The 25,287-nt window shown below is 58.2% G+C and carries 23 protein-coding genes, 1 other RNA gene and 1 pseudogene; 8 read left to right on the forward strand and 17 right to left on the reverse strand.

Translation table 11 applies throughout. The annotated features are described in order from the left end of the window. Positions 1 to 61 precede the first annotated feature (61 nt). Entirely contained in the window at positions 62 to 445 is a 384-nt protein-coding gene (locus NH234_RS04615) for a hypothetical protein (protein ID WP_085685558.1), read from the reverse strand. A gap of 465 nt (positions 446 to 910) precedes the next feature. Then, complete coding sequence (locus NH234_RS04620; RefSeq protein ID WP_085734048.1) at positions 911 to 2,830, reverse strand: methyl-accepting chemotaxis protein; 1,920 nt, start codon at positions 2,828 to 2,830, stop codon at positions 911 to 913. Positions 2,831 to 3,084: 254 nt separating this feature from the next. Between NH234_RS04620 and NH234_RS04625 the strand changes: the two genes are divergently transcribed. Both NH234_RS04625 and NH234_RS04630 read left to right on the forward strand, forming a co-directional pair. Then, the gene (locus NH234_RS04625; protein ID WP_367255737.1) at positions 3,085 to 3,756 is read left to right on the forward strand and encodes a histidine phosphatase family protein; all 672 of its coding nucleotides are present in this window, start codon (positions 3,085 to 3,087) and stop codon (positions 3,754 to 3,756) included. Continuing rightward, on the forward strand, positions 3,753 to 4,574 hold the full coding sequence (locus tag NH234_RS04630) for a phosphatase PAP2 family protein (RefSeq protein ID WP_367255739.1): 822 nt from the start codon (positions 3,753 to 3,755) through the stop codon (positions 4,572 to 4,574). Before NH234_RS04625 ends, NH234_RS04630 begins: the two co-directional genes overlap by 4 nt. Before the next feature lie 64 nt (positions 4,575 to 4,638). On the opposite strand, the gene NH234_RS04635 is transcribed toward NH234_RS04630, so the two are convergent. The 5 genes from NH234_RS04635 to NH234_RS04655 form a co-directional block, all read right to left on the reverse strand. Further along, positions 4,639 to 6,075, reverse strand: coding sequence for an ArnT family glycosyltransferase (locus tag NH234_RS04635; protein WP_367255741.1), 1,437 nt, complete (start codon positions 6,073 to 6,075; stop codon positions 4,639 to 4,641). A gap of 69 nt (positions 6,076 to 6,144) precedes the next feature. Next, positions 6,145 to 6,732 (reverse strand): GNAT family N-acetyltransferase, encoded by a 588-nt coding sequence (locus tag NH234_RS04640; RefSeq protein ID WP_367255742.1) that lies wholly within the window; start codon positions 6,730 to 6,732, stop codon positions 6,145 to 6,147. Between the two features lie 245 nt (positions 6,733 to 6,977). After that, complete coding sequence (locus tag NH234_RS04645; protein WP_367255744.1) at positions 6,978 to 7,343, reverse strand: hypothetical protein; 366 nt, start codon at positions 7,341 to 7,343, stop codon at positions 6,978 to 6,980. A 361-nt stretch (positions 7,344 to 7,704) separates the two neighbouring features. Next, positions 7,705 to 8,547 carry a DUF4062 domain-containing protein gene (locus tag NH234_RS04650; RefSeq protein ID WP_367255745.1) on the reverse strand — a complete coding sequence of 281 codons (843 nt, stop codon included), beginning with the start codon at positions 8,545 to 8,547 and terminating at the stop codon, positions 7,705 to 7,707. A gap of 57 nt (positions 8,548 to 8,604) precedes the next feature. Further along, positions 8,605 to 8,805, reverse strand: a complete 201-nt coding sequence (locus NH234_RS04655; protein WP_367255747.1) for a KTSC domain-containing protein — start codon at positions 8,803 to 8,805, stop codon at positions 8,605 to 8,607. Positions 8,806 to 9,983: 1,178 nt separating this feature from the next. Between NH234_RS04655 and NH234_RS04660 the strand changes: the two genes are divergently transcribed. Further along, positions 9,984 to 10,961 (forward strand): DUF4917 family protein, encoded by a 978-nt coding sequence (locus NH234_RS04660; protein ID WP_367255748.1) that lies wholly within the window; start codon positions 9,984 to 9,986, stop codon positions 10,959 to 10,961. A 319-nt stretch (positions 10,962 to 11,280) separates the two neighbouring features. On the opposite strand, the pseudogene NH234_RS04665 reads toward NH234_RS04660, so the two are convergent. The 8 genes and pseudogenes from NH234_RS04665 to NH234_RS04700 all read right to left on the reverse strand — a co-directional run bounded on the left by NH234_RS04665 (position 11,281) and on the right by NH234_RS04700 (position 20,339). Continuing rightward, positions 11,281 to 11,756: pseudogene (locus tag NH234_RS04665) on the reverse strand (cysteine hydrolase family protein). Between the two features lie 67 nt (positions 11,757 to 11,823). Continuing rightward, positions 11,824 to 12,213, reverse strand: a transfer-messenger RNA (tmRNA) gene (gene ssrA / locus NH234_RS04670). A 95-nt stretch (positions 12,214 to 12,308) separates the two neighbouring features. Further along, the gene (locus tag NH234_RS04675; RefSeq protein WP_085711868.1) at positions 12,309 to 12,587 is read right to left on the reverse strand and encodes a hypothetical protein; all 279 of its coding nucleotides are present in this window, start codon (positions 12,585 to 12,587) and stop codon (positions 12,309 to 12,311) included. Positions 12,588 to 12,717: 130 nt separating this feature from the next. Then, positions 12,718 to 15,540: an FAD-binding and (Fe-S)-binding domain-containing protein gene (locus tag NH234_RS04680; RefSeq protein ID WP_367255750.1), complete on the reverse strand. Its 2,823-nt coding sequence runs from the start codon at positions 15,538 to 15,540 to the stop codon at positions 12,718 to 12,720. Then, positions 15,537 to 16,208 (reverse strand): lactate utilization protein C, encoded by a 672-nt coding sequence (locus NH234_RS04685; RefSeq protein ID WP_367255752.1) that lies wholly within the window; start codon positions 16,206 to 16,208, stop codon positions 15,537 to 15,539. The genes NH234_RS04680 and NH234_RS04685 overlap by 4 nt, the downstream gene beginning before the upstream one ends. Further along, on the reverse strand, positions 16,208 to 17,662 hold the full coding sequence (locus NH234_RS04690) for a LutB/LldF family L-lactate oxidation iron-sulfur protein (RefSeq protein WP_134825452.1): 1,455 nt from the start codon (positions 17,660 to 17,662) through the stop codon (positions 16,208 to 16,210). The genes NH234_RS04685 and NH234_RS04690 overlap by 1 nt, the downstream gene beginning before the upstream one ends. Then, on the reverse strand, positions 17,659 to 18,483 hold the full coding sequence (locus NH234_RS04695) for a (Fe-S)-binding protein (protein ID WP_367255753.1): 825 nt from the start codon (positions 18,481 to 18,483) through the stop codon (positions 17,659 to 17,661). The genes NH234_RS04690 and NH234_RS04695 overlap by 4 nt, the downstream gene beginning before the upstream one ends. Before the next feature lie 161 nt (positions 18,484 to 18,644). After that, a complete protein-coding gene (locus tag NH234_RS04700) occupies positions 18,645 to 20,339 on the reverse strand; it encodes a lactate permease LctP family transporter (RefSeq protein WP_085729534.1) in 1,695 nt (564 codons plus the stop codon). A 261-nt stretch (positions 20,340 to 20,600) separates the two neighbouring features. Here NH234_RS04700 and NH234_RS04705 point away from each other — a divergent pair, with 261 nt between their 5' ends. After that, positions 20,601 to 21,368 carry an FCD domain-containing protein gene (locus NH234_RS04705; protein ID WP_085729535.1) on the forward strand — a complete coding sequence of 256 codons (768 nt, stop codon included), beginning with the start codon at positions 20,601 to 20,603 and terminating at the stop codon, positions 21,366 to 21,368. Positions 21,369 to 21,418: 50 nt separating this feature from the next. On the opposite strand, the gene smpB is transcribed toward NH234_RS04705, so the two are convergent. Beyond that, positions 21,419 to 21,901, reverse strand: coding sequence for an SsrA-binding protein SmpB (smpB, locus tag NH234_RS04710; RefSeq protein ID WP_007953781.1), 483 nt, complete (start codon positions 21,899 to 21,901; stop codon positions 21,419 to 21,421). Between the two features lie 119 nt (positions 21,902 to 22,020). Here smpB and NH234_RS04715 point away from each other — a divergent pair, with 119 nt between their 5' ends. From NH234_RS04715 to NH234_RS04725, 3 genes are read left to right on the forward strand one after another with little or no spacing between them, the layout of a single operon-like run. Beyond that, positions 22,021 to 23,424, forward strand: coding sequence for a sodium-dependent transporter (locus NH234_RS04715; protein ID WP_085729536.1), 1,404 nt, complete (start codon positions 22,021 to 22,023; stop codon positions 23,422 to 23,424). Between the two features lie 7 nt (positions 23,425 to 23,431). Beyond that, positions 23,432 to 23,866, forward strand: a complete 435-nt coding sequence (locus tag NH234_RS04720; protein ID WP_003221509.1) for a type II toxin-antitoxin system RatA family toxin — start codon at positions 23,432 to 23,434, stop codon at positions 23,864 to 23,866. Then, on the forward strand, positions 23,859 to 24,173 hold the full coding sequence (locus NH234_RS04725; protein ID WP_367255755.1) for an RnfH family protein: 315 nt from the start codon (positions 23,859 to 23,861) through the stop codon (positions 24,171 to 24,173). Before NH234_RS04720 ends, NH234_RS04725 begins: the two co-directional genes overlap by 8 nt. Positions 24,174 to 24,234: 61 nt before the next feature. Here the strand turns inward: NH234_RS04725 and NH234_RS04730 are convergent, their stop codons facing one another. Further along, on the reverse strand, positions 24,235 to 24,762 hold the full coding sequence (locus tag NH234_RS04730; RefSeq protein WP_085729538.1) for an outer membrane protein assembly factor BamE: 528 nt from the start codon (positions 24,760 to 24,762) through the stop codon (positions 24,235 to 24,237). A 97-nt stretch (positions 24,763 to 24,859) separates the two neighbouring features. Between NH234_RS04730 and fur the strand changes: the two genes are divergently transcribed. Next, positions 24,860 to 25,264 carry a ferric iron uptake transcriptional regulator gene (gene fur / locus NH234_RS04735; RefSeq protein WP_064119476.1) on the forward strand — a complete coding sequence of 135 codons (405 nt, stop codon included), beginning with the start codon at positions 24,860 to 24,862 and terminating at the stop codon, positions 25,262 to 25,264. The last annotated feature ends 23 nt before the right edge of the window (positions 25,265 to 25,287 follow it).

Raw genomic sequence — 25,287 nt, forward strand, 5'->3', positions numbered from 1 at the left:
CGGCGGGCTTTTTACAGGGTGCAAAAAAATGGCGAGTGCACCGCACTCGCCACCTCCCGCATCAATCCGTCGGTACGACCTTGTCCAGCGCACGGTTAACAGCCATTTCGGCGATCATCACGATTTGGGCGATGCCTTGCAGAGTCTTGCGGTGGCTGCCCTCGACCAGTGCCACATGATTGTTGAGCATGACGGTGGCGGAGCCGAGGGATTCGCTGGCGTCCACCAGCAGGGATTCGGTGTCGGCTTCGGGGTGGGCCTGATAGAGGGTGTTGGGTTTGTAGGGCGCGGCCATGATGTGGGCGCTGAGTGGGCCCAGGTGATAATCGAGGGCGCGTTCGGCGGCTTCGTTGAAACGTTTCGAGCCGGGGCATTCGTAGGGGGATGCTGGATCCGGGAGGGTTGTGGGTTCGGTGAGCGGTGGGTTTGGCGTTACTTTGAACATGGATGTTTACCTTTTATGAGGCTGCATCCATTTCGCCGCTAAGCAAAAGGGAGGCAGCTGTGCGCAAGTTAGCGGACCGGTAAGCATCCAAACCCGGTGCATCCGAAGATGCCATGCGCACAGCCACCATCAAGTGCAGGCGAGTGCCTGACTGGATCGTACCTGTACAACCGAGGATACAACCGAACCGCTAAGCTCGATCACTGGAAATCAGTGACGCAATCAAATTACGCAGCCAGTCCAAGGCGCACAAGCCGGCGGATTCTGGCGTAGCCGTAGGCAACGGCGCAAGGTTTTGTGGGCTTCGGGACGTATCACGGCGTGTCCTTAAACACCGCTGACCAAGCGTGTGTAATTGCGATTCAGAACCCGTCATCCAATTCCTGAACATGGCAATTTCAGGACAAAAAAGAAGGGCAGCTTTTCAGCTGCCCTTCTTTGTACATCGGCTTTCGTGTGCAGGTTTTACACGCGGAAATGGCTCACCATCTGCTGCAACTGCCCACCCAGCCGCGCCAGTTCCACGCTGGACTTGGCCGTCTCATCACTCGCCGCCGCCGTCTGTTCCGACACGTCGCGGACGTTGATGATGCTGCGGCTGATTTCTTCGGCCACGGCGCTTTGTTGTTCGGCGGCTGCGGCGATCTGCTGGTTCATCGACTGGATGTTCGACACCGTGCGGGTGATGTTTTCCAGGGAGTCGCCGGCCTTGCGGGTCAGGGCGACGCTGCTGTCGGTCAGGGCGCGGCTGTTGTTCATCACGGCGGAAACCTGTTGCGTGCCGTTCTGCAGGCCGGCCACCAGGCCTTCGATTTCTTCGGTGGATTTCTGGGTGCGCTGGGCCAGGCCACGGACTTCGTCGGCGACCACGGCAAAACCGCGACCGGCCTCACCGGCACGGGCGGCTTCGATGGCGGCGTTGAGGGCCAGCAGGTTGGTCTGTTCGGCCACGGCCTTGATCACGTCCATGACGCTGCCGATCTTGTCGCTTTCCTGTTGCAGCACGCTCATGGCTTCGGTGGAACGCACCACTTCGCTGGCCAGACGCTCGATCTGGGCGATGGCTTCGTTCACCACTTTGTCGCCTTCGCGGGCTTCGCCGTCAGCGGCGGCTGCGGCTTGCGAGGCTTCTTCGGCGTTGCGCGCGACTTCCTGCACGGTGGCGGTCATCTCGTGCATGGCGGTGGCGACCTGATCGGTCTCGACCTTCTGGCTGTTCACGCCGGCGCTGGTCTGCTCGGTCACGGCCGACAGTTCTTCGGCGGCGCTGGCGATCTGGGTCACGCCGTCGCGGATGCCGCTGATCAGGTCGCGCAGGGTCACGCCCATGCGCGCGATGCCTTGTTGCAGCACACCGAGTTCGTCGCGGCGGGTGACGATCACGTTGTGGCTCAGGTCGCCGCTGGCGATGCGGTCGACCACGGCCATGGTTTCCTGCAGCGGACGGGTGATCTGACGGGTGATGATGAACGCCGCAATGACGCCCACCAGCAACGCCAGCAGAGTGCTGATCAGTTGCAGGGTGCGGGCCTGTGCGCTTTCGATGTCACGACGGTCGAGCTGGATCTGATACAGCTGCTCGCTCAGGGTCACGATGGTAGCGCCCTGATCGGTCATTTCCTTGCGCGCCTGCACCGCTTCGCTGTTGGCGTTCTTGAACGCCTGCAAGGCACTGCGGTAATTGGTCAGCGCGGTTTCCAGCTGACGCAGGGTGTCTTGCTGCGAACTGGCGAAATGCACGTTCAGTTGCTTGAGGCTGGCGATGGCCACGTCCAGCTGGCCGACGGCTTTTTGCTCGGTCTCGGCGTTGGTGGTGGCGGTGTAGCCGCGCACTTCGTAGCGCGCCAGGATGAAAGCTTCCTTGGCAGCGGTGATGGCCTGGAATTGCTCGAAACGCTGCTCGCTCATGTCCATCTGCTGGACGCGGGTGCTGATCGATTCGATCAGGTTGTACGCGGTCTCGGCATTGGTGGCCATGGTGTCACGTGCCGTGTTGCCGGTGCGGTAGGCATTGCGCATCTTGTTCAGGGACGTCTGGTATTCGGCGATGGTCGCCGCCTGCTCCTTGAGCAGTTTGACGTTCTCGGGGCTCTTGAAGCTGCCGATCAGTTTTTGCTGTTGTGCAGCGAATCCGTCGAGGGTGGTCTGCACGTTCTGCGCGGCGGTTTCATCGCCGTTGGTCAGCATGTATTGCAGGCGCACCACACGCAGCTTGGTCAGGCCGGCGTTCAGCTGGGTGATGTCGCTCATCCAGTTGCTGCGGTCAATCAGGCCGCCGAGGCTGGTCCAGCCGGTCAGGGCAAGGATGCAGGTCAGGGCCAGGACGAGACCGAAACCCAGCCCCAGTTTGAGGTTCACGCTGATGTTGCCGAACCAGCTATTCATCACAATTCCTCCAGAAAACGTTGTGCGTCTTGATCGTCGGTCAGGCTGGAAGATTGTTGTTCTTTTGAGCCAGCAAGGGTGTAAGCAGGACTGTATCGGCCGCGAATCCGAGAGCTGAAAGGATTTTGTCCGACGGAATTTGTAACAAGGGATCCCAAGACTTTTTTCACATGACTTTCACTGGCTGCCCACGGGGGCCTCTGTACCTTCGCCGGATCAAATGACAGTGCTGCGACCTGGCGAGGCGGATTTTTGTGGAATTGAGACTGAGTCTGTTCGGCGTCAAACGCTCGATCGACCTGAGCGGTTTGGCCCGTTATCGGAACGCCGGGGTTGTCCTGGCGACCTTGGCGCTGGTGGTGCCATTGACCCTGTGGCTGCTTGCCCCGGCGGCGGTGCCTGATCTGGCCCACGGCAATGTGGCCGGCGCGCAGGCGTTGGCGGCCGGTTGGGCCAAGGGCGACATGATCGTGCTGGTACGTCATGTCGAGCGCTGCGATCACTCTCCGGCGCCATGCCTGAGCGGCAATGACGGCATCACCGACCGTTCGCGCAGTGTCGCGGTCGCCGTCGGCGCACAGTTCGAGCACCTGGGCCTGAACCATGCCGACATCTACAACAGCCCGATGACCCGCACCGTGCAGACTGCCGGTTATATGTTCAACCACGCGACGACCGGCGAAGACTGGCTGATCAGCTGCAAGGGCCGCATGTTGCAGGATGCGCTCGCGCACAAGGTCCCGGGGCGCAACCTGATCCTGGTCACCCACAGCGAATGCATGGCGCAGCTGGAAAAAGACCTCAAGGTGCCGACCTCGACCCTCGGTTATGGATCCTCACTGTTCGTTTCCGCTGCCAACCCGGCGGCTCCCAAAATGCTCGGCTTCATTGAAGCCTCCGATTGGCGCACGGTGACCACCCGATGAGTTCTCGCTTTTACGCTTACAACGTTGGCATTCCGCTGTTTTGTGCTGCTGTGGTGTTTCTGATGTTCGATATGACAAACATCGACATTGCCTTCAGCAACCTGCTGTTCGATCCGCTGACCCACACCTTCCCGCTCGACAAGATTCATTTCTTCGAAAAACTGACCCACAAGTGGGCGCGGATCATTCCGAACTGGACCGCTGAAATTGCCTTGATCGGCGCGATGCTGTCGGTGGTCTGGCCGCTGGTCAATCCGCAGAAGCGCCCGCGTCTCGGCGAGTTTCTGGAGCGCTGTAAAGTGGCTCCGGTGCTGCGTTTTGCCGCTGACCATCGGCGGGATTTTCTGTTTGTGGTGGTGGCCTTCGCGGTGTGTACCGGCGTGATTCACTTCCTCAAGGCCCACACCAGCGTTTACTGCCCGATCGAGACGACGCTGTACGGCGGCAAGATGGCCCACATCGAGTGGTACAACAATTTCCAGCTGTTCCATGAAGCCGGCGACGGTCGTTGCTGGCCGGGCGGACATGCCTCCGGCGGCTTCACCATGCTGGCGCTGTATTTTGTCGCGCGGCGTTATCAGTGGCGCTTCTCCAGCGCCTTGTTGTGGGGCTCGCTGCTGCTCGGTTTCGTCTACGGCACCACACGCGTCCTGCAGGGCTGGCACTACATGTCCCACACGTTCTGGGCCGGTATCTTCGTGTGGCTGGCGTGTTTGCTGACGGCGCTGGCGTTCTATGGTCGGGCTCGACTGGAGTTGCCGGTGTTGAGCAAGCGTGAGCGACAGGTGTTCAGTGCACAGCCTGAGGCTGCTCTCTGAAGCGTCGCGATTGAAATGAAAAACCCGCCCTCACCGGCGGGTTTTTCGTTTGTGCATCGCTGTATCAATAGCCTACGAAGTAGTACGCCTGGCGCCCGACCATCATGGTCTTGAGCACTTTCAACGGGGCGACGGGCTCGCTGTCCCCCGACATTACCGCGATGTTCGAAGGCGAGGCACTGAGGTAATCCTTCAGTTGCGCATCGGTGTCCAGGCCCTTGAGGACGCTCTGGGTGTAGAACACGCTGGCGCCGCCAACCCGTTCGTTGGCCTGGAACAGCGCGACCTGATGGCCGCTGGCTTGCAGGGACTGGATGTGTTCGGTCAGTGGCAGGAACGACAATTCCTTGTCCGCCTTCGGCAGTGCCCATTGTGCGGCGCCGAGATAGCTGGCGATCACCACGGTCAGGATACCGGCCGCCAATGCCTGACGATGACGGGCGATCCATCCTACAAAACCGCTGTTACGGTCCTTCAACCTGTCGAACAGTACGCTCGCATATTCCGCCGCAATCACTGCCGCTGCCGGCGTCATCGACATCAGGTACACCGTGCGCTTGCTCGACGCCAGGGTCAGCATGATGAACTGCGCAACGATCCACAGGCTGAAAAACAGCAGATAACGATTGGTCTTCAATTGTTTACGGAAGTGCCACAGCCCCAAGTACACCAGAATATTCCACGGCAGGAACGCTTCGGGCAGTTTGGCGATGTAGTAGTAAAACGGCTCATAGTGCCCGGCTTCGACGAAGGAGCCGCTGAAACGTCCGACGCTGTTGGTCAGCAAGACCTCTCTGACGGCCTGGGCGCCGCCGTGCTGATAGAGCACTGCGAGCCAGATCAGCAACGGAATCAGCCCGAGCGCGGTCAACAACCCGGGCCGCAGCCACTCGGTCAGTTTGAAGCGCTTGTCTATCAGGTTGTCGGCCAGCAGGTAAGCGAAAATCACCACCCCCGGCATCGCCAGACCGAGCACGCCTTTGCTGAGCGTGGCGATGGCAATCCCGATCACAAACAGCAACGAATTACCCGGCGTCGAAGCGCGTTGCGCCTGGAAAAACGCCAGTAACGCCGTGGTCACGCCGAGTGCGAGCAACGCATCCTCGCCGACCCCGCGCACGTTGCTCCAGTAACTGGCCATGGTCGCCAGCAGAATCCCCGCCGTCCACGCGACCGCTTTCGGCCGTCCGAAGCGCCGCAGCATGCCGTACAGAATCATCACGCTGAGCAGACCGGCCACCGCCGACGCCAGCCGCACCGCCCACGGCGAAACACCGAACACGCGCATGGCGCCGGCATCCAGCCACAGACTCAGGGGCGGTTTTTCCAGAAACGGTTCACCGAATAGACGGGGCGTCACCCAGTCATCGTCCAGGTGCATCTCCATGGCGATCCCGGCGACCCGGGCCTCGGTGGAGCCTTGCAATTGATGGTTACCCAACGCGAAGAAAAACAGCAGGGCGGCAAGCAGGAACAGGGAAGTGACGGCACGCGACGACATAGGTTTCAGTTAACCGGAAGGGGCGAGAGGCGTGAGCATACTTCGTCAATGCTTAACAAATTGTGAAACTCACGCGAGTCGTCGCGACCAGCGCTGATCCGGCGCCTCAAACCCCGGGTTGATTCGCGCCGTCAGCACATGATCCTGCCAGCGCCCGGCGATGTTCAGGTAGGCCTTGGCGTAGCCTTCTTTCTCGAACCCCAGGCGCTCAAGCAGCCGCGCACTGCGTTCATTACCGGGAATGTAGTTGGCCATGATCCGGTGCAGATTCTGGGCCTCGAACATATAGGCGATGGCGGACTCCAGCGCTTCCTGCATCAGGCCCTGACCCTGATGGGCCGCATCAATGTGATAACCCAGATAACACGCCTGGAACGCACCACGAATGATCCCGCTGAAATTGCAGGCGCCGATCATTTGCTCGCCGTTCGGAGTCAGCAACGCCATATGCACCGCCAGTCCGGCTTCGAAAGCGCTGGCCTGGACTTCAAGGCGTCGGCGGATCTGTTCGGTGGAGAAGTAGTCGGTGGTGCGGATTGGTGACCACGGCGCGAGGTGGCGTTGATTGCGCTGGTAGAACGCGCTTTCCAGCGGCGCCTGATCCGGGTCGAGCACCGCGAGCGTCAGGCGTTGGCAGGGGAGGGTCAACAGCGGCATTGGGGGCTCCGGGGGGGGGGGGGGGCGGGGTTGATCGCCAGAATTGCGCGGTGGGAGGGAAAACACAAACGCGTGGCCAAATCCCGGACAAAAAAAAGCCCGCAGGAGAGCGGGCGAACCGTAGTTTCTTGAATGAGCGAGCGGACTTTACAGCTTTGGCGGAAGCGGAGCAGTGAAGAAAAATTCATCTCGCAGCACCTTCGCTCAAGACGCCAGGCCCCCTGATTTCGGCCCTTTCAAGAGAATCAGTGGCAGATGACTGGCTTCGAATCGGCCGCCTGCTGCAGTGGATCAAGCTTGCTCAGGGCGCTGCTGACCAGCATCTCCGCCAACCCCGCCAACTGATGCATCGCAACGATCCGCGCACGTTGCACCTCATCCGGTCGGTGAACGAGATCATGCGCCATCATATTGAGCGCCGCGAGATTCTGGCTGGCGTGAGTCAACAGCGTGACCAGGTCGACGTCGGGACGCACACTGAAGATCTGATCGACCGGAAGAAGCCGGGAATTGCGCCTGCGGGCAACGGTAATGGGACGTTCGGAAGTCGAGATCGTCCTGGACTCGGCAACCGGGGGATTTTCGGATGGATCGGGGGTGTCTTTTTTCATGACCGGACTCCATGTGAGGGGTGATCCTTGCGCTTCGGCGGGGTAGTGCCGTTCACCTGTTTGTTGCAAGGGGTGGAGGGTAACCGGGTGGGGGCGGGGGGACTAGTTCATGGAAGTCGACGCGGGTTGAGGGAAATTTCCTAGGATGCTGGCGGAAAGAATTGAAGCTCGCTCTCCGAATCTTAATCCCCAGATGCGACAAGGCCCGCACTTGGCGGGCCTTGTCGTTGACAGTTGGTGGACCGGGTTCGTTTGAACTGGGCTGTAAAACCCCAGTAATTATTGGTTGTCGCGCGGATCATGTTTTTAAGGGGTACAGATTGGGATACACGCTGAACGATGTTGAGTCGGTTTCTGCCACCTACAGGGCGATCATGTCTGCGATCTGATACCCAAGATTTGTGACTTGGTAGATTTCGCCTTTGTAGCCCTGGCCGACGATGAGGCCTTCGTTGGTCAGTTCGGCAATCGCTTGTTCCCATTTTGCAACTTCTCTTCGATCGCTTTTTTCAGCGACGAGATTTTTACCGTTTGTTTGGACGTCCGTTCCTTCCATGTAGTCGACGTGAATAATCGTACCGTGGGAATCCAAGCTTGCCTCCTTCAACAAGATCCGAGCCTCACCAGATAGTTTTGGGATCGATGTTTTGGACTCGATGATTTCACGCAGGCCGTGTTGTTCCGCATCGTTGAATAGAGCGTGCTCGTTGACCTTCAGTTGAAGGTGTCGATAGAGCTTTGTACGGAAGTCACTGAGGCTATCATAGCTCTCATAAAGTCCACGACTTTGACAGTCGGTCTTGAATTTCTTAACCGCCGCAGCCTGATCAAGATCGACAGAGTCCATGGCCACGGGTTGAGATGAGAAATAAAGCATTGCTGGTTTGCCCGACTCAATATGCTTTTCAAGCTCTTCAACGGTGCCGCTTGCATACTCATCGGTGGGGGTGCCAAGCCTTGTCCAAAATACCCCTATAAGAAGATCGCATTTCTCTAGGATTTGCTGATTGATGATGGCTTGGGGTGAAGCCCCCATCTCTGGAGATGAATGGGACTCCCACCCAATGGGCAGCAGCACAATCTTCCGAGCGTTTGAGTTGACCGCGTTCCACTCATAGATGACGTCACGCACGATGGTGCGCTCGGAGGCAACATCACCTGGAGAGGCGATCATCACGTTGAAAGTCTCAGCTGTGTAGCTCATTGCACATCCTCTGTGTTGGAAGAGCGTAGGTCTATGGGTATGACAGTAAGGCTCCCTTCAGCACCGATATCGATCACGAATGTATCGGTTGTAATAGGAGCCTTTTGATGCGGCTGACATCAGACCTTGGTGTATTGCTGGAGGGACATTGCAGAAGTCATAGGAGTGACCCTGTTGAAAGCGGATACTCGTTCTTTTTGTGCCTGGATCGTAGCCAACGGCGGTCATTGCATCAGAGCGTACGGCGATCATTTCCATAGCATTTCCCCAAATAATGCGACCCTTCAGTAGGTCAACCCGTCTGATACTAGTTGAGCCGCTTGTGTTTGGTGTCCTCCGCCTAAAAGGCGCCGGGTACCCTGGGGTTATCCTAGGGGCACGGGGTCAGAAACCCGCGGGACTGCGTTAGTGGTAGGTTTTCAAAGTTACTGAAATTTCAGTCATTGAAATTGAAAGAAATTCGGTTGAAAAAGGCCATCGTTACCGCATCGGTAACGATGGCCTTCGTGTTGATGATTATGGACACCTTCAGCTGTCAACCGAGTCAACCTGTCAACCAACGTGAAAAAATCAGCCACTACCAAGATCCCTCGCGTTTTATGTCCCGTGCCATTCAGAAATGCTCAGGGGCCCCGGCGACCTCTCAACACCTTGTGCAATTGCACGGGTGAACTGTGTGTTCACCCGGTTCACCTGTTCACTAAGCTACGCATCTGTCCGCTAACAAAGTCCGGCGGGTTTCCGACCCCGTGTCCATCGAAAGGACCCAGGGCCCCCAGCGTTTTTTAAGGTCGGGGCTGAAGATTCAGCCAGACCTACTAGTATCTGTTGATGATCTGCCGGATGGAGTGGCGTCATGGAAATGAATGGCTCTCGTTCTTACGCCTGACTGCTGTCAGCTGCGATGCGGATACGATCGAATAAGGTCTGCTTTAAGTAGGCCTTCAGTCTCCACTAGATTTTTCCGGCAGGCTACTTTTGGCGCTGAAGGGATTGTTATTAACGGGGGAGCGGGGGAGATGCCGCCTCAATCCCGTGTTACTAGTGTTTCGAGCGATCTAACTACTTGTATCAAAAGGAAATTTATTCAGTAACCCCGTGTGGGTCTCTACATTGGGGCGGTGTTACGGGGCAGGTGGGTGTAACGCATCTCCGGCAAAGGATGGCAGCGTCCAGAGTGGAGGGTGTTTGACTACCAAAGAGAGGCTAATACTAGGGAGGTATATTTGAATCCACCCCCAAAGGAACCGCTCAAGCAAGACCTTCGTTGCCTGACATCACTTTGCCGAGCCGGTCTAGATAAACAGGAGCGTTTCTAGCGCGGCAGAGCAAAGTTCGGTGCGTAAACGAATTCTTGCTAGTGGGCTTAAGGGCGATAGACAGGGTTCGAGAGGACTGATAGCGTTCTGATTCTACAAAACTACCAAGGAAAGGTGATGCCCAACATCGTTGATTGGCGAGAAATTCGCGAAAATTTTAACCACACGATTTTATTAGGAAATGGAGCCAGCATGGCCGTCCATCCTGATTTCGGGTATGGATCATTGTATGAGGCAGCGAACCAGATGGGTTTTCTCGATGGACCTGTTCGGACGGTCTTTCAGCGATTCAATACTTCCGACTTTGAACTTGTTCTTAGGCGTCTCTGGTATACCTCTCTAGTCAATGAAGCGTTTGGCAACCAGCCTGGCGCAGTTGAACAAGCATATCAGCAGGTCCGAACCGCATTGATTCAAACAGTGCGCGAGACACATGTAACCTATGCGGATGCCGAAGAGCATTTGCCCAATATATATAGATTTTTAAAAGGATTCGATACCGTCGTTTCCCTGAATTATGATCTTATTGTGTATTGGGCAATGATGTTTGGTAATAGGACTTTAGGTCGTTGGTTTAAAGATGGATTTATGCCTCGGAGTTTTCGTGATGATTGGGAGTCGTTGAGGGAGCCATTCGGCGCGGAAAGATCCACATTGGTTTTTTATCCGCACGGAAATTTGGTTCTTGCCCGTTCTGAAACTGGCGCAGAAGTAAAGTTAGCAGGTGGCGACGAAAGATTACTCGATGTGATTCTAGATAGCTGGGAAGGGAGAGGCGCAATTCCATTGTTTGTATGTGAAGGGACCGCCGAGCATAAGAAGTCTGCTATTGAAAGCGCATCGTATCTGCAGCGCGTCTATAGAGAGGTAGTTCCTTCCCTGAGTGACTCTCTGGTGATATATGGCTGGAATATATCGGTGCAAGATCAGCATGTAATCGATCAGTTGCGGCGATCAAATGTTACTCGCGTAGCGGTATCAGTTTGGAATGAAGATGCAGGATATATGCAGAGAGCAGAAGAGGCTCTGCGTGGTATAGGCATTCGGAACATAAATTTTTTTGATTCGGCTAGTGAAGGCTGCTGGATAAACTGAGGCTTTACCCACAGAGGTAGAGTGCGTTTCTAGAAAAGTCAGTCTGTTAAGTTCTTCATGTAATAGGTGCTGATAAGAATTGTGGTTGGTGTGAGTGAAAAGAGTGAAAAGGGGGGCAGATTTATTTTGAAGGAAATCAATCAGTCCCCCTTTTTCATTTGTCTTTGAGTGTCTTTCTCATGACAAGGCTCCATGGTTTCAGGCTTCCGGCGAATTCCTTTGGTAAACCATCTGCCGGCTCGCAGCGGAGCGCGAAGACTAGCGCTCGGAAGCATCTTGAACCAGTACATTAGAATCGACGCGTGCTGCAGGAAACTTCCTAGGACGCCTGTAGGCAGGAGCGAAGTTCACTCGACGTCAACGTGTGCTTGAAATGATGTTCCCATAACCGCACACCCAGACCGCCCGAACGATCCAAAGAAGAACCCACGGTGAGATCGGTCAGTAACGTCGGCTGCAACCCAGCATCAAACAGCGCAAATCCGGCAGCGAGGCAGCAAGTCTCGGTCTGCAGACCAGCACGCGATCCAGGTTCAGGCTTTTCAGATAATCGATCGTGTCCAGCGACGGCGCATACCCGTACTTGATGAAAATGAGATCCGCAGCGATCAGGCTGTCATCGTCCGCCGCCGGGTGCCAGCCAAGCTGGCGCTGGAAAGGTGTGCGGCTTTCGTCGTGACGTTCGACTGTGGCGATACTGGGCAGCGTGCCGATGAGCGACCGGATGCCGTCGACCAGCCATTGCGGCGGGGAAAAGCAGGGCCGTACGTCGATGATCAGCAGTGCCTGGCGCATGAGCTCTCCGGATATAAATCCCCAGATGCAACAAGGCCCGCACTTGGCGGGCCTTGTCGTTGAGAGTTGGTGGAGCCGGGGGGATTTGAACCCCCGTCCGCCAGTACTCCGCTGTCGGTACTACATGCGTAGCCGTGTCTATTAAGTTAACCCTCAGCGACCCGACGGGCAGGGTGCTTTGGGCGAGTTGTGTAAGTTTTAGCCGCTTCGTCCACAACGTACTGCACGGCGATTCTGTTCTATATGACAATCATTTCGGGTTTACAGACATCCCCTGATGATTGCTGGGCCCGAAGGCACCAGGAGTGCATGTCAGCTGCAATTAAGCAGCGAGAGCAGCACCGTATTGGTCGTCATTGGCAACTATAAGAAGTTGCAACAGTGGATTTACGACTTCTGTTACCAAGTCGGCATGCACCTAGAGTTTCGCAACCGGCGTCGAATCCTAAACGGCCCCGAACTCATTGCCCGGTACATCTGTTCGAGCAACAAGCACGTGCAGTGTACGCCAAACGGCCCGCAAGGCCAACCCGAAGGTTGGCCGGGCCTGGATCAATTGTTGGTGCCGGTGGATTTGCGCAGTTCCAGAATGGTTTGCGAGGTTTCCGCAACACAGTCATCGATCTTGCCCTGGGCCTTGAGCGCCTGGGCCTTTTGTACGCTGGTTTCAGCACGCTGGCTCAGTTCGGGCGACGAAGACAGCTGCCCCTTGGCATTGTTGATGGTCTGGATATTGGCATCGCACAGGTCGGCAGGCTTGTCTGCAGCAAAGGACGTGGAAGCCATCATCGAGGCAGTAACGAACAGACCTAACAGTACAGAACGTTTCATATGAATCTCCTTGAACTGAGGGATCCCGACTTCGCTGGCCGTCAGGACGGGCAACCGAATGGAGGAAAAGCCCCGATTGTTCGGGGCCTGTTCTGTGGACTGCGCTCGTTCGCAGGGGTTCTATTTTTCTTCAGATGGCGGTTTCACGGGGTTTGGCCCGGGTCACTCGATCCACCAGATAGACCAGTCCGTGGTAGTCAATGCCGCCATGTTGCGTCAGGCCGATCTCACAGGTGCGGCTGGTGGAAATCCCTTCACTGCAATGCTGCACCGCATCCTTTAGGGTTCGCAGCGAATGGCTGTTCAGCTCCGGCGTGGTGAAGCCCTTGTCGCCGGCAAAGCCGCAGCAATGAATGCCTTCCGGGATCACCACGTTCTTGCTGCATTTGCGCGCCAGGTCGATCAACGCCTGGCTTTCCCCCAGGTGTTGAGTGCTGCACGTCACATGAACGGCAATAGGTGCTTCCTGCGGAGTGAAATCCAGACGATCCATCAGATGCGTACGGATAAAACGCACAGGGTCATACAGATCCAGGCGAACATTTCCCACATCCTGCACCAGTCGCAAGGTGCAGGGGCTGGTGTCGCAATAGATCGGATCGAGCCCGCCACGGCTGGCGTGGAGCAAGGCGCCGATCAACTCCTGACGCTTGTGCTCGGCCTGTTCGGCGTAGCCTTTGGACGCGAACGGCTGGCCGCAGCAGAGGTTGTCCAGATTGTCCGGGAACACCACCTGATAGCCGGCCTTTTCCAGCAGGGCACGGGTTTTGTCGTACAGCGACATTTGTTCCTTGTCGCCCGCCGCCGGTCCCATTACCCGCGAGACGCAGGCCGCCAGATACACCACGCGCGGGCGCTCGTCCGAGACGGTCGGACTGAGGCGAATGGCTTTTTCCGGCTGCGGCATGGCGTTGGTCCACTGCGGTACCTGGCCCTTGGACAGGCGCGTCAGTGTTGCCGACAGCTTCGCCAGACGCGGTGCTCCCAACAGCATCCGCGCACCGTTGGCCACGTGCAGGGTGAAGCGCGCCCCTTGCAGGGTCGTGGCGAAATTTCCTTCGATCCAGTTGGCGGCTTTCTGATGCGTGGCGTGACGGCTGCGAAGCTTTTTCACCAGCTCCCCGGTGTTGATGCCTACAGGACAACGCTGGGCACACAAACCAGTCGCGGCGCAGGTATCGATGCCTTGGTACTCGTAGGCTTTTTCCAGTTCGGTGGTGTCGATCCCGGCGCGTTTTCGCGCCTGAATATCGCGCCAGATCACGATGCGCTGGCGCGGGCTCAGGGTCAGGCCTTTCGACGGGCAAACCGGCTCGCAGAAACCGCACTCGATGCACTTGTCCACAATCTCGTCGGCGGCTGGCAGCGGTTTCAGGTGCTTGAGGTGGATCTGCGGATCTTCGCTGAGCACCACGTCAGGGTTGAGAATGCCCTGAGGATCGAGCAGTCGCTTGAGCTGCCACATCAATTGATAGGCATCGCTGCCCCATTCCAGCTCGACGAATGGCGCCATGTTGCGCCCGGTACCGTGTTCGGCCTTCAGCGAACCGCCGAATTCCACGGCCACCAGTTGCGCCACGTCGTCCATGAACGCCTGATAGCGTGCGACTTCTTCCGGGCTGTTGAAGCCTTGGGTGAAGACAAAGTGCAGATTGCCTTCCAGCGCGTGTCCGAAAAGGATCGCTTCGTCGTAGTGATGTTTGTCGAACAGCTCGATCAGACGGTTCACACCGATCGCCAGTTGTTCCACCGGAAAGGTCACGTCTTCGATGATCACCGTGGTGCCGGTCTTGCGCACCGCGCCGACGGCGGGGAAGGTGTCCTTGCGGATCGCCCAGAGGCGGGCGTTCTCGACCGGGTCTTCGGTGAAGTCGACCTGCTTTTCCACCGGGAAACCGTTGAGCGACGCCATGATCTGCGCCAGTTGCTCCTGCAGCAAAGTGGAAGAGGCGGCGCGTGATTCGATCAACAGCGCGCAGGCATTGTTCGACAGCTGCTGTACGAAATCCGGCATGCCGGGTTTGTTCTGCACCGAACGCAGACTGCGGCGGTCGAGCAGTTCCACGGCGGATACCGGTTGGCTTTTCAGCACGGTGACGGCGTTGCAGCAGGTTTCCACGTCGGGGAACACGATCAGCGCCGAGGCCTTGTTCGGGTGGTCGATCACCGTGTCGTAGGTCACCGCGCTGATGAAACCGAGGGTGCCTTCGGAGCCCACCAGCAAATGACTCAAGATATCCACAGGCTCATCGAAATCCACCAGGGCATTGAGCGAAAGGCCGGTGGTATTTTTCAGACGGTATTTGTGGCGAATTCGTGCGGCCAGTTCGGCATTGGCGCGGGTCTCGCGGCCCAGTGTTGCCAAGCGTTCCAGCAACTCACCGTGACTTGCGCGAAACGCCGCGACGCTGGCGGCGTCTTCTGTGTCGAGTCGGGTTCCGTCGGCGAGCACCAGACGAATCCCGGCCAGCGTGTGATAGGTATTTTGCGCGGTGCCGCAGCACATGCCGCTGGCGTTGTTGGCGACGATGCCGCCGATCTTGCAGGCGTTGATCGACGCCGGATCCGGACCGATCTTGCGCCCGAATGGGGCGAGCCACGCGTTGGCCTGGGCGCCGATCACGCCCGGTTGCAGGCGGATTTGCGTGCCTTTGCTGCGAATCTCACGAGCATTCCAGTTATCCCCAAGCACGATCAGCACCGAATCGCTGATTGCCTGGCCAGACAGGCTGGTGCCGGCGGCGCGGAAGGTCACCGGGACCTGATCGCGCTGGGCCAGTTTCAGCAGCGCCACCACTTCGTCTTCGGACTCGACGCGGATCACCAGCTGCGGAATCAGCCGGTAGAAACTGGCATCGGTGCCGAAGGCCAGTGTCGACAAAGGATCATCGAAACGCCGTTCGGCCGGAATCAGTTGCTGCGCGTCGCGCAGGAAAGTCGCCGGTAAGGTCATTGGTCCTCCAGGATCAACACCACCAGGTCTTTCGGGCCGTGGGCGCCGTAGGCCAGCACTTGTTCGATGTCGGCGGTTTTCGACGGGCCGGACACCAGTAACGCGTTGGTCGGCATGCCTTGGGCCCACTCGAATTCCTGCTGCACCTGATAGAAGTTGTCGCGGATCTGGCTGGCCTTGAGCAGGGCGAAATGCACCGACGGCACCAGGCTCATCAGCCGTGGCTCTTCGCGGGTCGGCCAGAGAATCAGGCTGCCGGTGGCAGCGATGGCGCCGAGGGTGCCGGTGAGGCTGGCCGGGGTGTCGTTGAACAGCTCCGCTTTCCACTCTTCCATCGGCCGGTCGTAGGATTTCAGCGCCGGCAGATCAGGATTATTCGCCCAGTGTTGTGTGATGCGCTGCCCGTGAGGCGTAGTCGGTGCGATCAACAGGCTCGGCAACTGACGGTCGCGCAGCAATTGCGCCAGCAGCGCCGGCCATGCATCAGCGGACGTCAGATGGATTTCGGTGTGCACCGCTTCCATCAGTTTGCACAGTTGCGGGATGCGCTGTTCGGCACTGTAGGTGTAGGGCTGGGTCACCAGATCGGCGTCGAAGTTGTCGGTAATCGGTGTGGTGCCGGTCAGACTTTTCCGTAACTTGTCGAGGATGTTTTGTTTGGCGCTCATCAACGATCTCCTTGTTTGGCCAGATGCTCGCGAGCCATGTCATGCAATGAGCGGGCGGCGGGTTTCGGAGCGCTGTGGTTCTGCGTCCACGGGCCGACATTGTTCGGCGCCAGGGCGCGCAGGCGCGTGGCGAAAAACGCAAACAGCCGATACAAGGTCGGCGAGCTGTTGAGCTTCGCCCAGGCGTTCCAGATAAAGCGTTCCTTGCGCGAATACTTGCTGCCCTGGCCGCGCATCACTTGATGAGGACTGTCGGGGGCTTTGACGTTCTCTTCGCGTAGGCGGCGCAGCAGTGCGGGGATAGGAATTTTTACCGGGCACACTTCACCGCAGGCGCCGCACAACGAAGAGGCGCTCGGGTGATCCGGGACTTTCGCCAGGCCGACCATGTGCGGGGTGATGATTTTGCCGATCGGGCCGGGGTAGACCTCGCCGTAGGTGTGGCCGCCAACGCGGGTGTAGACCGGGCAATGATTCATGCAGGCGCCGCAGCGGATGCAGTTCAACGTCTGACGCAGTTCACTGTCGGCGAAGGCCTGGCTGCGACCGTTGTCGAGCAGTACCAGATGCACTTCCTGCGGGCCGTCGAGTTCATGCTCCTTGCGCGGGCCGGAGATCATATTGACGTAGGTGGTGATCGGAATGCCCAGCGCCGAGCGGGTCAGCAGCGACAGCAGCGGCACCACGTCGCGCAGGTTTTCCACAACCTTTTCGATGCCGGTGACGGCGATGTGCACTGGCGGCACGGTGGTGGTCATGCGGCCATTGCCTTCGTTTTCCACCAGCAGCAGGGTGCCGGTCTCGGCCACGGCGAAGTTGACACCGGAGACGCCGATATCCGCTTCGAAAAATTTCTGCCGCAGGACCCTGCGACCGATCTGAATGAGTTGGTCAACGTCCTTGGTGTATTCCACGCCAAGTTTGTCGTGGAACAAGGACGCGACCTGACCGGCATTCTTGTGGATTGCCGGCATGATTATGTGAGAAGGCTTCTCGTGGTCGAGCTGGACGATGTACTCCCCCATGTCGGACTCCAGACATTCAATGTCCCGAGCCTCGAGGAAATGGTTCATCTCCATCTCTTCGCTGACCATCGATTTGCCCTTGATCACTTGCCGCGCCTCGTGAGCGCGGATGATCGAAAGGACGATGCCATTGGCCTCGTCCACCGTTTCCGCCCAGTGCACTGTCACACCGTTGCGGGTCAGGTTCTGTTCCAGTTGCTCGAGCAGGTCGGGCAACTTGGAGAGCGCGCGGGCACGGATCGCATTGCCCAGCTCACGCAGGTGTTCTCTTTCGTGGGCATCGCTGAAAGCCGCTGCCCGCTTGGTCATCAGTGAATCCATCGCGGTGCGGAAGTTGTTCCGCAACTGCTGGTCGCCCAGGGCGTTGTGCGCCCGGGTGCGGAAATCTTCTTCTACGGCAACCGTAGGAATAATCGTGGAAGTGCTCATCGGGCACCTCCGGTTCGTTGCCAGAGGAAACTTGCCAGGTGTTGCCCGCGCAGCGCTTCCTTCTGTTTTTCCAGCGAGCCGTTGATGTTCATCAAACAGCCGCAATCGGCACTGAGCACCTGATGCGCGCCGGACTCCTTCAACGCCCGGGTCTTGTCAGCCACCATCGCGCCGGAAATGTCTGGCATACGGACGCTGAATGTCCCACCGAAGCCACAGCATTCGCTTTCGTGATCGTGATTGACCCGTTCTACGTTGCTCAACTGCGCCAACAACTCGCGGCCGTGCAGGTGGGTGTTCATTTCCCGTCGCGCCGAACACGAAGTGTGCAGCGCCACTTTGACCGGCTCGCCGCTGTCCTTGAGCTGCACCTTGCAGACGAACAGCAGGAACTCGGCCAGCTCATAGGTGCGGGCCGCGAGGGCCTGAACCTGTTTCAACGTTTCCGGCTCGTCCTTGAACAAGTCGGCGTAATGCTCACGGATCATTCCCGCGCAGGAACCTGACGGCACCACCACCGGATAATCGCCGGCAAACAGCGCCAGTTGCGAGCGCGCCACTGTCCGCGCCTGCTCGGTGTAACCCGAGGTGTAGGCCGGTTGTCCGCAGCAACTCTGCCCTTGCGGGTAGTCGACCCGAATGCCTTCGCGTTCCAGCAAGTGGATCGCGTCCATCCCGGCTTCGGGATAAAACAGGTCGACCACGCAGGTGCCGAACAGGTAGACCCGCGACGGTTTCTCGTTGGGGTATTGCCGGGGTTCGGGCAGTGGCGGTGCGACGCGAGTGGCGTTGGGCACCGCGTTGTAAAAAAGCTCGCTCATCAGGCGTGTCTCCGGGTGGGCCCGGTTATCCGTCTGTGAGGCTGCCGAATATAGAGCGTGTTGCTTTCAGCAGCCTTACAGACCGGGTCGTGAATTGCTGACGCCGGAATCACGAACCGGCGTCGGTTATTTCCATGCTTCTTGTAGTCTTTTTGTCGTTATCAGTGCACCAGCATGCCGGTGAACCAGTAGGCCTGAGCCAGGGTGATCAGGCCGACAATCGTTGCAAAGAATAGGCTGTGCTTGAGGGTGAAGCGGAACAGGTCGGATTCCTTGCCGACCAGCCCGGTCGCGGCGCAGGCCACGGCAATCGACTGTGGCGAAATCATCTTGCCGGTCACGCCGCCGCTGGTATTGGCCGCCACCAGCAAGGTGTCGTTGACGCCGATCTGGTGCGCGGTGGTCGCTTGCAGCGAACTGAACAGCGCGTTGGACGAGGTATCGGAACCGGTGAGGAACACGCCCAGCCAACCGAGGAACGGCGAGAAGAACGGGAACGCTGCGCCGGTCGCTGCCAGTACCAGAGCCATGGTCGAAGACATGCCGGAGTAGTTGGTGACGAAGGCAAACGCCAGCACCATGCCGATCGACAGAATTGGCCAGCGCAGTTCGTAGAAGGTCTCTTTCAAAGTGGTCAGACCAGTTTTGAAATTGATCTTCAGAATGACCATCGAGATCAGCGCGGAGAAGAAAATCGCCGTGCCGGTGGCGGAAATCGGGTCGAGTTTGAACACCGCCGGAATGGCTGTCGGCGTCGCGACGATCGGTGCGGTCTTGATCACCAGTTGATCCAGGTGTGGGATCGCGAAGTTGAACACCCAGGCGTACATCGAGCCGCCAGCGGCGAACATCGCCTTGAACGGTTTGAGGGTCCAGATGGTGACCAGTACGGTGAGGATCAGGAACGGCGACCACGCCTTGAAGATTTCCCCAAGGCTGTAGGGGGATTCGATGGTGGTGCGTTTCTGGCCGAAACCGCCGACGCTGGCGGTGACTGCGACGTTCGACGTCGCACCGGCGATTTGTGCGCCCGCAGTGCGTTTTGGCTGCCAGACTTTCAGGAACAGGGTCAGCGCGATCAGGCTGGCCAGGGCCGAGGTGATGTCCGGCAGTTCCGGGCCGATGAAGTTCGACGTGAAGTATTGGGTCACGGCGAAGCTCAGGCCGGCAACCAGTGCGGCTGGCCAGGTTTCACGCACGCCGCGCAGACCGTCCATCATGAACACCAGCCAGAACGGCACGAACAGCGACAGCAGCGGCAGTTGGCGGCCGGTCATGGCGCCAATCTTGAACGCGTCGATACCGGTGACCTGCCCGGCGACGATGATCGGAATCCCCAAGGCACCGAACGCAACCGGCGCGGTGTTGGCAATCAGGCACAGGCCGGCGGCATACAGCGGGTTGAAGCCCAGTCCTACCAGCAGTGCGGCGGTAATCGCCACTGGTGCGCCGAAACCGGCTGCACCTTCGAGGAACGCACCGAAACAGAAACCGATCAGCAACACCTGCAAGCGCTGGTCATCGGTGATCGAAAGAACCGAACTGCGGATGACTTCGAACTGACCGCTCTTGACCGTCAGTTTGTAGAGGAACACCGCCGCGACAATGATCCAGGCAATCGGCCACAGACCATAGGCGAAACCATAACCCGCAGCGGCGAACGCCATGTCGACGGGCATCTGGAACGCAAAGATCGCCACAAGAATCGCCAGGGCCAGCGTGATGCTGCCGGCGACATGACCTTTGAGGCGGAACACCGCCAGGGCAAGAAAGAAGAAAACGATGGGGATGACGGCCGCGAGTGCGGACACGCCGAGACTGCCGAGCGGGCTGTAGAGCTGTTGCCAGGTTTGCATATGGGGTGGCCCCTAATTGTTGTTGGTCAGGCACTGTCAGCGTTCTTGGTTAATTGGTAAGACCAATTTACAATCGCTGTTGGCTAGGGTAAAAGCCTTGATGTCGGTGTGTCAATTTGCCGCCCTGAAACTTTCGTCGAATCACCGGTGCAGACTCGATCTGATCTGGTCCGGGGCGTTTCATCTGGCAGGTGTCGGCAAGGCGCCGATAGGCCAGAATAGAGAGCCCGGCGAGTGGTCGGGCTCGTGGAGAATTGAGTGATGGGGTTTGATCAGATACGTCAGCGCCGTTTGTCTGACGATATTGTCGAGCGGCTTGAGGGGATGATTCTCGAGGGCACGCTGAAGTCTGGCGAGCGCCTGCCGGCCGAGCGCACATTGGCGGAGCAGTTCGGTGTTTCCCGACCTTCGCTGCGTGAGGCGATCCAGAAGCTGGCGGCCAAGGGGCTTTTGGTCAGCAAGCAGGGCGGCGGCAATTACGTGGTGGAAAGCCTGGGCTCGACCTTCAGCGATCCATTGCTGCAATTGCTGGAAAGTAATCCCGAGGCCCAGCGCGATCTGCTGGAGTTTCGCCACACGCTGGAGGCATCGTGCGCCTATTACGCGGCATTACGCGCCACAGACGTGGATCGCGAACGGCTGACCGCAGCGTTTGAAGAATTACAGGACTGCTATTCGCGCCATGACGAAGTGAGTCGGGCCGAGGAGGGCGCGGCGGACGCGAAATTCCACTTGGCCATCGCCGAGGCCAGCCACAACGCTGTGTTGCTGCACACTATTCGCGGGCTGTTCGACCTGCTCAAGCGCAACGTGGTTACCAACATCGGCGGTATGTACAAGCAGCGCACGGAAACCCGCGACATGCTGATCACGCAGCATCGGGAGCTGTATCAGGCGATTATCGAGGGGCGTGCAGAGCAGGCGCGAGAGGTTTCCAGCCGACACATTCTGTATGTGCAGGAAGTGCTGGAAGAAGTGCGTCAGGAAGTACAGCGCATGGCTCGGGCCGAGCGGCGCAAAGGGATGTAAGCATGACCGTTCCCGAGCCGAGCGCGGGAACGGTCATTCAGGCAGAAGAATCAGTCTTCCTTGCCCTTGTTGCGCACCGCACGCTGCAGCTCGCGACCAGCATCGCGCTCGCGTTCGGTGTCACGCTTGTCGTATTCCTTCTTGCCCTTGCCCAGAGCGATTTCGCACTTGACCATGTGCTTGCTCCAGTACCAGGACAGGCATACGCAGGCGTAACCCTTCTGCTGCACGGCGGCGGCCAGCTTGTCCAGCTCGCGCCGGTTGAGCAGCAGCTTGCGGGTGCGGACCGGGTCGGCGATGACGTGGGTGCTGGCAGTCATCAACGGCGTGATGTGACTGCCGAGCAGCCAGGCTTCGCCGTCCTTGAGCAGGACGTAACTGTCGACCAGTTGCAGCTTGCTTGCCCGCAGACTTTTTACTTCCCAGCCGGCCAGGACCAGACCAGCCTCGAACTTGTGCTCGATGAAGTAATCGTGTCGCGCCTTTTTGTTCTGCGCGATGGTCCCTGTTGGGTGTTTCTTCTGTTTAGCCATAGGGGCGGCATTATATGGAGATAAACGGCTGTCGGCTACGGTGATGCTGCGTGCTTGAGCAGGTTGAGTGAATCCCGGACAATGCGGCCTCTTTTTCTAACGCTTGGGCGTGATAAACGATGTCGACAGACAAGGTTTCTGTCCACGGCAGTTGGGCTAGCCGCTGGGTTTTCATATTCGCCGCGACCGGTTCGGCCGTGGGACTGGGCAGCATCTGGAAGTTCCCCTACATGGTCGGGGTCTACGGTGGCGGCGCCTTTGTGCTGATGTTTCTGGCCTGCATCGCACTGATCGGCATTCCGGTGATGCTCGCGGAAACCCTGATCGGCCGGCGTGCTCGTCAGAGTCCGGCCAACGCCCTAAAGGTGCTGGCGCGGGAGGCCGGGCATTCGGGCAAATGGTCGTGGGGCGCGTTCGCCGGGATGATCACGGCGTTGTTGATCCTGTCTTTCTACAGTGTGGTCGGCGGCTGGTCGCTGGATTACATCATTGATATGGGGCGTGGGGATTTCCAGGGGGCGACGGCTGATCAGGTCGGTGCCTATTTCGGCAATGTCATCGCCGACCCGTGGCGCATCACGCTGTGGCACACGGTTTTCATGCTGTTGTCGGCGGTGGTGATCGCCAAAGGCGTGGTCGCCGGGCTTGAGCGCAGCCTGCGGATCATGATGCCGCTGTTGTTTGTGATGGTCCTCGTTCTGCTGGGCTACAGCATGACCACCGGGCATTTCATGGAAGGCGTGCATTTCATGTTCGACTTCCATCCGGAAAAAGTCCTGGATGGCTTGTTGCCGGCGATGGGGCACGCATTCTTCTCCCTGAGCGTGGGCGTGGGCTCGATCATGATCTATGGCGCCTACATGACCAAGGAAGCCTCGCTTTCCGGCACCGTCGTGGGTGTGGCGCTGCTCGACACCTTCGTTTCGCTGGTGGCCGGTCTGGCATTGTTTCCGATTGTGTTCGCCGGCGGTTTGAACCCGAGTGAAGGTCCTGGGCTGATGTTCGTCAGCCTGCCATTTGCGTTCGGTAACGTGCTGTTCGGCCAGTTGATGGGCGTGGTGTTCTTCGTTCTGGTGGCGATCGCTGCCTGGAGTTCGGCGATTTCCCTGCTGGAGCCAATGGTCGCCTATCTGGTCGAGCGGACTAAAATCAGTCGTGCATGGGTGACATTCTGGTTGGCGTTCACCTGCTGGTTTGTCGGCCTGGGCACGGTGTTTTCCTTCAATATCTGGAAGGAAGCGAAATTTTTCGTGAACGAAGGCGGGATGTTCCATCTCTACCAATGGGGTGCCGCAGGCGGTCTGGACTTCTTTGGTGTGATCGACTTCTTCACCTCGCGGATCATGCTGCCGCTCGGCGGGTTGTGCTTCGTGCTGTTTGCCGGTTGGGTGATGGGGCGTGAAGCGGTGCGTGACGAGTTGTCGATTCGCAGCCCGGCGCTATTCACCCTGTCCCTGTTCTTGATGCGCTATGTGGCGCCCATCGGCATTCTTGTAGTGTTTGCCACCCAGCTCTGGAAGTGACGCTTACATGACGACACATATTCAACGATCAGCGCTGCTGCCTTATCCGGCGCAATTTCTCTATGACCTGGTCAATGACGTGGCGCGTTATCCGGAGTTTCTGCCGTGGTGTTCGTCTGCGGAAGTCCTGGAAAGCTCGCCTGAACACATGCGCGCCAGTGTCGGTGTGGCCAAGGGTGGCCTCAGTCAGCACTTCGTAACGCGCAATACCCTGGTGCCGGGGCAATCGATCGAGATGAACCTTGAAGAAGGTCCGTTCAATCAGTTGCATGGGGTCTGGGTGTTCAAGGCGCTGAACGAGAAGGCCTGCAAGATCAGCCTCGATCTGTCCTTCGATTATGCCGGCCCGCTGGTTCGCGCCACGCTCGGGCCGCTGTTCAATCAGGCTGCGAACACTCTGGTAGATGCATTCTGCCAGCGCGCCAAGCAGATGCATGGTTGAGCCGGTGATCGAAATAGAAGTGGTGTACGCGGCGGTTGATCGTCAGGTGTTACGTACGATCAGCGTGGTAGAAGGGACGACTGTCCGTGCTGCGCTGTTGGCCAGCGGCATCGTTGCCGACTTTCCCGAGCTGGATCTGGCGGGTTGTCCGGTCGGGATTTTCGGCAAAGTGATTGCTGATCCGGATGTGCGGGTTGTTCAGGCGGGGGATCGCCTTGAAGTCTACCGACCTCTTCTGGCTGATCCGAAAGAGGTGCGCCGATTGCGGGCCGCCAAGGCTGCCGAGGCTAAAGCCAGAAATCAGTGATTGTGCCGATCTGCAGGCAATAAAAAACCCGGAATTTCCGGGTTTTTTATTGCATCGCAAATTATTGCGGCGAGGTATCCAGCGGCTCTGGTGTCGGAACCGGAACGGTTTCCACACCATCGACGTCCTTCTGGATTTGATCCAGCAAGGAACCTGGCTTGACCGGTTTCTCCGGTTTTGGCTTCTCGGCGTTTTCAGCAGGGGCGGTCACGCTGGTGCCACTGTCCTTGCCGAGAATGGCTTCGTCACGGCTCACGCCCGGCATGAAGTCACCGGACAGGCTTACAAGACGGTCGTTAGAGTCGAAAATGACACTCATGCGTTCCTGCTGGCGTTCACCGCCACCAGGCTGCAGGCTGTAGAGATAATCCCAGCGATTGGCATGGAACGTGTCGACAAGCAGAGGGTTGCCCATGATAAACCGTACTTGCGGCCGGGTCATTCCCGGGCGTAACTGGTCTATCATGTCCTGCGTGACGACATTGCCCTGCTGGATGTCGATTTTGTAAACCCCGGGGAATGAACAACCGGCGAGTGCGAGCAGTCCCACAAAGGTGAAACTGGTTAGCAAGAGCTTGGTGTTTTGCATCGGTGGGCGACTTCCACTATCTTGGCTGGGACAACGTAAACGCCGATCATACCCGCATTAAGAGAAGCTGCGAAGCAGCATCGCGAGAAAGCTGACCATGGTTGAAAATAGCGAACTACGCAAAGCCGGCCTCAAAGTGACCCTGCCACGGGTCAAGATCCTGCAAATGCTCGACTCTACCGAGCAGCGTCACATGAGTGCCGAGGACGTCTACAAGGCGTTGATGGAAGCTGGCGAAGACGTCGGTCTGGCCACGGTTTACCGTGTTCTGACTCAGTTCGAAGCCGCTGGCCTCGTGGTCCGTCACAACTTCGACGGCGGCCACGCGGTATTCGAATTGGCTGACGGTGGCCACCACGATCATATGGTCAACGTGGAAACCGGTGAGGTCGTCGAATTCGTCAGCATCGAAATCGAAAAGCTCCAGAAGGCAATTGCCGAAGAGCACGGCGTCGAGTTGGTGGATCACAACCTGGTGCTGTACGTACGCAAGAAAAAGTAAGCATGTCGCGCGAATTTCAGGTT

The organism is Pseudomonas sp. stari2 (assembly GCF_040760005.1).
GTDB lineage: Bacteria > Pseudomonadota > Gammaproteobacteria > Pseudomonadales > Pseudomonadaceae > Aquipseudomonas.